Origin of the sequence: Thermithiobacillus tepidarius DSM 3134, assembly GCF_000423825.1 — a bacterium.
Taxonomy (GTDB): domain Bacteria; phylum Pseudomonadota; class Gammaproteobacteria; order Acidithiobacillales; family Thermithiobacillaceae; genus Thermithiobacillus; species Thermithiobacillus tepidarius.
This window is the reverse complement of record NZ_AUIS01000018.1, coordinates 44587-51905: the sequence shown is the minus strand read 5'-3', so window position 1 is coordinate 51905 and position 7319 is coordinate 44587. Positions and strand designations below refer to the sequence as shown.

The window sequence follows — 7319 nt, the reverse complement described above, 5'->3', positions numbered from 1 at the left end:
GTCCTGGCGCATCTCGTCTGGAGCCTGGTCGGCCCGGCGCCGGTACGCTGGAGCACCATGCTGCCCTTGCGGGCGGCGCAATGGCGCGCGCTGAAAGCCGATCTGCAGTCGCTGCGGCGCCTGCGCCTGCCCTGGCGCGAGGAGCACAGCGGCCTGTCGGCCCTGACCCACGCCTTGGGCCTGCTGGCGGTGCTCGGCTCGGCGCTGACCGGCTTCATCCTCTTCCTGTGGCTGCCGGAGAACGGTAACTTGCCGCCCGCCCTGCACACCGATCGGGAGGCGCACGAGTTCATCGCCACCTTCGTGTGGATCTACTGGGGCGGCCACGTCGCCATCGCCGTCCTGCACCAGCTCATGGGCCACCCCGTCTTCGAACGCATCCGGCCCCGGTGGTGACGGTCCGGCGCCTGTGGTAAAAACCGACTCTCGTCCGCATATCAACACAAGAAGGAGATCAGCATGAAGCCACTCGCGACCGCATCGGCGATTCTCTGTTTCTCGCTGGCGGCAGCGGGCTGCAGCCATACCGGCCAGCCCAGCGCCGCGGCCAGCGGACCGGGCGTGACCGTCGTCATGCATGAGGCGACGCCTTCCGGCGTCGGCCGGGAGCTCGGCACGGTTCGCGCCGCCGACGGCCCGAACGGCCTGGTGCTGACCGCCCAATTGCGCGGCCTGCCGGCCGGGGTGCACGGCTTCCACGTGCACGAGAACCCCAGCTGCGCGCCCAAGGAGCAGGATGGCAAGATGGTGCCGGCAGCCGCCGCGGGCGGCCACTACGACCCGGAGAAGACCGGCCGTCATGAAGGCCCCTATGGCAAAGGCCACCTGGGCGATCTGCCGCCCCTCACCGCCCAAGCCGACGGCAGCGTGGACATGAGCGTGGTGGCGCCGCGCCTGAAGCTGGCCGACATCCGCAACCGCTCGCTCATGGTGCACGCCGGCGGCGACAACTTCGCCGACCATCCCCACCCGCTGGGCGGCGGCGGCGCCCGCATTGCCTGCGGCGTCGTGCAGTAATTTCCTGCCGACGATGCGCCCGGCCCCTCGGGCGCATCGCGCTTCCTCCCGGGCTGACGCGACTCCCGCACTAGCCTTCTCTCCCGCCTTGGTTTACATTAAGGCCTCCGAGACGTCCCGCGGGAGAGATTGCGCAGCGCGCAACGCCGAAGGATCAACCCTCCCGAAAAATCTCAGGCAGAAGGACTGCGGGACTGCCGTCGCTTACGGCTCAGGAACTCTGGAGAGACTCCGCCCAGGCGGAGCACCGACGGGGCTCAAGCTCTCAGGTCACCGGACAGAGGGGAGGCACGCGGCCAGCGGCCGGGTGCCCCTTTATCGAAGCCGAGCGGAGAACCGACCATGCAGACCGGCAAGCCTGTCATCCCCCTGCACGCCCAGCGCGCCGCCACGCCCAACTGCGGCCCCATGCCCGCCTGGATCCGCCAGCCGCTCGGCGACGCGCCCCATTTCGGCCTGACCCAGCACGCCGTCCACCAGCATGCCCTGCATACCGTCTGCGAGGAGGCCAAGTGCCCCAACCGCGGCGAATGCTGGAGCCGGGGCACGGCCACCTTCATGATCCTGGGCGACATCTGCACCCGCGCCTGCGGCTTCTGCGCGGTCAAGACCGGCAAGCCCGGCAGCGCGCCGGACGCGGACGAACCCCGGCGCGTGGCCGAGGCCGCGGCCCGCATGGGCCTCAAATACGTGGTGATCACCTCCGTCAACCGCGACGACCAGCCCGACGGCGGCGCCGGCATCTTCGCCGCAACCATGCGCCTGCTGCGCGCGCGGCAGCCCGCCATCGGCATCGAGCTCCTGACTCCCGACTTCCGCAACTGCCAGGAAGCCGCCCTGCGCGCGCTGGCCGGGCACTCGCCCTTCGTCTGGGGCCATAACATGGAAACCGTGCCGCGGCTCTACAAAGCGGTACGACCCGGCGCCGACTATGCGCGCTCCCTGCGCCTGCTGGCGGCGGCCGCCGCCCTGCCGGGGGTCGAGGCCAAATCCGCCCTCATGCTGGGCCTGGGCGAGACGACCGGGGAAGTGCTGGAGGTGCTGCGCGACCTGCGCGCCGCAGGCGTGCGGCGGCTGGCCCTGGGCCAGTATCTGCGCCCGTCCATGCAGCATCTGCCGGTGCGGGCCTATATCGAACCGGCGCGATTCACCGAGCTGGAAACGGCCGCCCGGGAGATGGGCTTCACCTGGGTCAAGGCCGGGCCGCTGGTGCGCTCCAGCTATCACGCAGAAGACTGACAAAAGGACGAAAGATGGGCCTACGCACCCCCCTGTACGACTGGCATGCCGCCCATGGCGCCAAAATGGTGGACTTCGGCGGCTGGGACATGCCGCTGCACTACGGCTCGCAACTGGAGGAGCACCATCAGGTGCGCCGCGATGCCGGACTCTTCGACGTTTCCCACATGACCGTGGTGGACTTCCACGGCGCCGAGGCCGGACGCTTCCTGCAAACGCTGCTGGCCAACGACGTGGCCAGGATCCAGCAGACCCCCGGCAAGGCGCTCTATTCCTGCATGCTGAACGAGACCGGCGGCGTGGTGGACGATCTCATCGTCTATTTCATCCGCCCCGACTGCTACCGCATGGTGGTCAACGCCGCCACCACCGAGAAGGACCTCGCCTGGATCGAGAGCCAGCGCGCCCATTACGCACCGTCGGTCGACATGCGCCGGCGCGACGACTTGGCCATGCTCGCCGTCCAAGGCCCCCAGGCCCGCGCCAAGACCACGGTCGTGCTCGGCGAGCCCGCCGTGGACGCGCTCAAGCCTTTTACCGGCGGCTTTTTCAAGATCGACGGCGCCGAGTACTTCGTCGCCCGCACCGGCTACACCGGCGAGGACGGCTTCGAGATCATGCTGCCCAATACGGCGGCGCCGGGGCTGGCGCGGCGCCTGCTGGACGCCGGCGTCCGCCCCGCCGGCCTTGGCGCGCGCGATACCCTGCGCCTGGAAGCCGGCATGAACCTCTACGGCCAGGACATGGACGAGGGCACCACTCCGCTGGAGTCCAACCTGGCTTGGACCGTGGCGCTCAAGGACAGCCGCGACTTCATCGGTCGCGCCGCCCTGGAAACCCAGCAGCGCGCCGGCGTGCCGCGCAGCCTGGTGGGCCTGGTCATCCCCGCCGGCGGCATCCCGCGCGCCCACCAAGCGGTGCTCGATGCCGAAGGAAAGCAGATCGGCGAGATCACCAGCGGCTCCTTCTCGCCGACCCTGGGCCTGGGCATCGCCTTCGCCCGCGTGCAGGGAGCCTTTGCGCCGGGCGACGCGCTGGCGGTGGAAATCCGCGGCAAGGCGGTGCCGGCCCAGGTGGTCAGGCCGCCTTTCGTCAAACAGGGGCAAAGGAATTTTTGACCGCCTGTGGAGATACCGGGCGGGTACAGGAACATGCAAGTTTCTGGCGCGGGTTGGATGAGCGGTGCAAAACCCAACGGATTCTGTTGACAAGGAGCGGGCTGGCGCCCCGGCAGCGGGCTGGACCGCGCTGGCTCACGGGAGGGGAGGGTAGGAGCGGGCTGGCCCGCGATCCGAAGGCGGCCGGCCGCCACCTTCATCGCGAGCGCGCTCGCTCCTACAGCCATGGGCGGCCACGTGGCCCGGGAGCGCTGCCGGGGACGACACCACGGCGCCCCTCACCCGGCCCACGCCCGGCGGGAGCGATATCCGAGTGGCTGCGCTGCCGTGCCAGGCCTGGCGAGCCGGCATCCTGGCTTGTAGGAGCGGGCTGGCCCGCGATCCACTATGCCGCTAGGCAAACCATCGCGGGCCAGCCCGCTCCTACCGCCAATGGCAACAGCGGGATTCAGGGTTTTGGTTTTTCCACCCCCGTTGTCCCGCCGAGCACCGCAGCGGCCGCGGGAAACGAGGGAGCGTGTGTCTGAGCGCAGCGAATGGCAAGGTGACTTGCCGTCGGGCAACCCCCGACACCCAAGCACCCGCGGGCGCAGCCCGCCCCTTGGACGCACCAACGTTGGGCTTCGCTGCGCGCAGCCCAACCTACAGATTACGAATTTGACGGATTGCAGAAAGAATACCCAATTTCAAAGGAGATCAACCATGAGCAACGTCCCCACCGATCGCCGCTACACCGACAGCCACGAATGGGTCCAGCCCCAGGGCGACGGCGTCTTCCGCGTCGGCATCACCGATCATGCCCAGGAACTGTTGGGTGATCTCGTCTTCGTGGAAACGCCCGAGATCGGCCGCCACGTGAACGCCAAGCAGGATTGCGCGGTGGTGGAATCGGTCAAGGCCGCCAGCGACGTCTACGCTCCCATCGCCGGCGAGATCGTCGGCGCCAACGAGGAGTTGAGCGGCACGCCCGAGACCATCAACCAGGATGCGCACGGCGCCGGCTGGATCTTCGAGATCAAGGCCGACAACCCGGCCGACTACGACGGCCTGATGGACGCGGCCGCCTACGAGGCGCTGGTCGCCAGCGAGGGATAAGATGGCTTTCATTCCCCACACGGACGAAGACATCCAGGCCATGCTCGCCGCCATCGGCGCACCGAGCATCGAGGCCCTGTTCGATGAGATCCCCGCCGAGCTGCGCGCTGGCCCGCTGGAGCGGGTGCCCGAGCGGCTGTCGGAAATGGAGGTGCAGCGGCTGATGCGCGAGCGGGCGGAGCAGGACCGCCAACCCCTCTGCTTCATCGGCGCCGGCGCCTACGAGCACCACATCCCCGCCGCCGTCTGGGAGCTCACCACGCGCGGCGAGTTCTACTCCGCCTACACCCCCTACCAGGCCGAGGCCAGCCAGGGCACCCTGCAGCTCCTCTACGAATACCAGAGCATGATGGCCAGCCTCACCGGCATGGACGTATCCAACGCCTCCATGTACGACGGCGCCTCGGCTTTGGCGGAAGCGGTGCTGATGGCGGTGCGCATCCACAAGAGCGCGCGCCGCGTGCTCATGCCCGCCACGGTCCACCCCATCTGGCGCCGGGTGGTGGAGAGCATCGTCAAGCACCAGCGAATCGAGCTGGTGGAGCTGCCCTACTGCACCGAAGGCGGCCACACCATTCCCGAGTCCCTGGAGCGCTTCGCGGGCGAAGATTTCGCTGCTCTGGTCATCCCGCAGCCGAACTTCTTCGGCGTGCTGGAGGACGTGGACGCCCTCACCGACTGGGCCCACGCCCACAAGATGCTCGCCATCGGCGTGGTCAATCCCACCAGCCTGGCGCTGCTGAGGCCGCCCGGCGAATGGGGCGAGACCGGTGCCGACATCGTGGTGGGCGAAGGCCAGCCCCTGGGCATCCCGCTGTCCTCCGGCGGCCCCTACTTCGGCTTCATGGCCTGCAAGCAGGCCTACGTGCGCCAGATGCCGGGCCGCATCATCGGCGCCACCACCGACCTCGACGGCAAGCGCGGCTACGCGCTGACCCTGCAGGCGCGCGAGCAGCACATCCGCCGCAGCAAGGCCACCAGCAACATCTGCACCAACCAGGGCCTCATGGTCACCGCCGCCACCATCTACATGGCGCTGACGGGGCCGGAGGGCCTGGCGCGGGTGGCCGCCGCCAGCCATGCCAACACCCGGCGGCTGGCCGAGCAGCTCGATGGCCTGGCCGGCGCCGAGATCGCCTTCGCCCGGCCCTACTTCCACGAAGTGGTGGTGCGTCTGCCGCGCGCCGCGAATGCGGTGCTCAAGGACATGGAGGCGCAGGGCATCCTGGGCGGTTTCGACCTCACGCCCTACTATCCCGAGCTCGGCGACGCCCTCTTGGTCTGCGCGACGGAAACCAAGTCCGATGCCGACCTCGCCGAATACGTGCAAGCCTTCGCCAAGTCGCTGAAGGCCTTCGACCTGTCCCGTTTCGCCTAGGAAGAATCCATGCTGATTTTCGAACATGCCAAAGCCGGCCGCGTGAACACCGCCCAGGCCCTGCGGGAGAAGGCGGACACCAGCGACATCCCCGAGCAGTTCCGGCGCCGCTCCAAGCCCCGCCTGCCCGAAGTCTCGGAGCTGCAGGCGGTGCGCCATTACACGCGCCTGTCACAGCAGAACTTCTCCATCGACACCCAGTTCTATCCGCTGGGTTCCTGCACCATGAAGTACAACCCGCGGGCCTGCAACACGCTGGCCCTGCTGCCCGGCTTCCTGAGCCGCCATCCCCACGCGCCGGCCAGCACCGGCCAAGGCCTGCTGGCGACCCTCTACGAGCTGCAGGAATATCTCAAGGACGTCACCGGCATGGCGGCGGTGAGCCTGACGCCGGCCGCCGGCGCCCAGGGCGAGTTCGCCGGCGTGGCCATGATCCGCGCCTACCATGACGCCCGCGGCGACACGGCGCGCACCGAGATCCTGGTGCCCGACGCCGCCCACGGCACCAACCCGGCCACCGCCATCATGTGCGGCTACACCGTGCGCGAGATCCCCACCGACGACCAAGGCGACGTGGACCTGGAAGCCCTGAAGGCCGCCGTCGGCCCGCAAACCGCCGGGCTCATGCTGACCAACCCGTCCACCCTGGGCGTCTTCGAGCGCAAGATCGTCGCCATCCAGAAGATCATCCACGAAGCCGGCGGCCTGACCTACTACGACGGCGCCAACCTCAACGCCATCCTGGGCAAGGTCAAGCCCGGCGACATGGGCTTCGACGTCATCCACATGAACCTGCACAAGACCTTCTCCACGCCCCACGGCGGCGGCGGTCCCGGCGCCGGTCCGGTGGGCGTGAGCAAGCGTCTGGAGCCCTTCCTGCCCATCCCGCTGGTGGCCCGCGACAAGGACGGCGGCTACCGCCTGCTCACCGAGGCCGAGCGGCCGCAGAGCATCGGTCGCCTGTCGGCCCACATGGGCAACGTGGGCGTGCTGCTGCGCGCCTATGTCTACGCCCGCCTGCTGGGCCGCGAAGGCATGCACCAGGTGGCCGAGTTCGCCACGCTGAACGCCAACTACCTGATGGCCGAGCTCGGCAAGGCCGGCTTCGACCTGGCCTACCCCGAGCGCCGCGCCACCCACGAGTTCATCGTCACCCTGGAAAAGCTGGCCAAGGAAACCGGCGTGCGCGCCCTGGACGTGGCCAAGCGCCTGCTGGACTACGGCATTCACGCGCCCACCACCTATTTCCCGCTCTTGGTGCCCGAGTGCTTGCTCATCGAGCCCACCGAGACCGAGGCCAAGGAGGCCCTGGACGAGTTCGTGCGCGTCATGCGGACCATCCTCGACGAGGCCCGCCGCGATGCCGCCATGGTCAAGGGCGCTCCCTACACCTTGCCGGTGCGGCGCCTGGACGACGTCAAGGCGGCCAAGGAACTGGATCTGGCCTACCGGGGCTGACACGAGACTCCCCC

7 protein-coding genes and 2 riboswitches are annotated in these 7319 nt (G+C 68.9%); all 7 genes read left to right on the top strand.

Features of this window, described 5'->3' with window-relative positions; genetic code table 11:
* A partial coding sequence (locus G579_RS16900) for a cytochrome b/b6 domain-containing protein (RefSeq protein WP_169376789.1) occupies window positions 1-396 on the top strand: 396 nt, incomplete at its 5' end.
* Between the two features lie 63 nt (window positions 397-459).
* Window positions 460-1017: a superoxide dismutase family protein gene (gene sodC, locus G579_RS0109700; RefSeq protein ID WP_081662713.1), complete on the top strand. Its 558-nt coding sequence runs from the start codon at window positions 460-462 to the stop codon at window positions 1015-1017.
* 110 nt (window positions 1018-1127) lie between these two features.
* Window positions 1128-1216, top strand: a riboswitch (glycine riboswitch).
* An 11-nt stretch (window positions 1217-1227) separates the two neighbouring features.
* Window positions 1228-1308, top strand: a riboswitch (glycine riboswitch).
* A 51-nt stretch (window positions 1309-1359) separates the two neighbouring features.
* The gene (lipA, locus tag G579_RS0109695) at window positions 1360-2256 is read left to right on the top strand and encodes a lipoyl synthase (RefSeq protein ID WP_028990025.1); all 897 of its coding nucleotides are present in this window, start codon (window positions 1360-1362) and stop codon (window positions 2254-2256) included.
* 14 nt (window positions 2257-2270) lie between these two features.
* Entirely contained in the window at window positions 2271-3374 is a 1104-nt protein-coding gene (gcvT, locus tag G579_RS0109690; RefSeq protein ID WP_028990024.1) for a glycine cleavage system aminomethyltransferase GcvT, read from the top strand.
* 702 nt (window positions 3375-4076) lie between these two features.
* Window positions 4077-4469 (top strand): glycine cleavage system protein GcvH, encoded by a 393-nt coding sequence (gcvH, locus tag G579_RS0109685; RefSeq protein ID WP_028990023.1) that lies wholly within the window; start codon window positions 4077-4079, stop codon window positions 4467-4469.
* Between the two features lies 1 nt (window position 4470).
* Complete coding sequence (gene gcvPA / locus G579_RS0109680) at window positions 4471-5847, top strand: aminomethyl-transferring glycine dehydrogenase subunit GcvPA (protein WP_028990022.1); 1377 nt, start codon at window positions 4471-4473, stop codon at window positions 5845-5847.
* Window positions 5848-5856: 9 nt separating this feature from the next.
* Complete coding sequence (gene gcvPB / locus G579_RS0109675) at window positions 5857-7305, top strand: aminomethyl-transferring glycine dehydrogenase subunit GcvPB (protein ID WP_028990021.1); 1449 nt, start codon at window positions 5857-5859, stop codon at window positions 7303-7305.
* Window positions 7306-7319: the final 14 nt, after the last annotated feature.

Excerpts from the sequence above, each read along its gene's own strand:
- sodC (WP_081662713.1), top strand. The coding sequence starts at position 460 with ATGAAGCCACTCGCGACCGCATCGGCGATTCTCTGTTTCTCGCTGGCG.
- lipA (WP_028990025.1), top strand. The coding sequence starts at position 1,360 with ATGCAGACCGGCAAGCCTGTCATCCCCCTGCACGCCCAGCGCGCCGCC.
- gcvT (WP_028990024.1), top strand. The coding sequence starts at position 2,271 with ATGGGCCTACGCACCCCCCTGTACGACTGGCATGCCGCCCATGGCGCC.
- gcvH (WP_028990023.1), top strand. The coding sequence starts at position 4,077 with ATGAGCAACGTCCCCACCGATCGCCGCTACACCGACAGCCACGAATGG.
- gcvPA (WP_028990022.1), top strand. The coding sequence starts at position 4,471 with ATGGCTTTCATTCCCCACACGGACGAAGACATCCAGGCCATGCTCGCC.
- gcvPB (WP_028990021.1), top strand. The coding sequence starts at position 5,857 with ATGCTGATTTTCGAACATGCCAAAGCCGGCCGCGTGAACACCGCCCAG.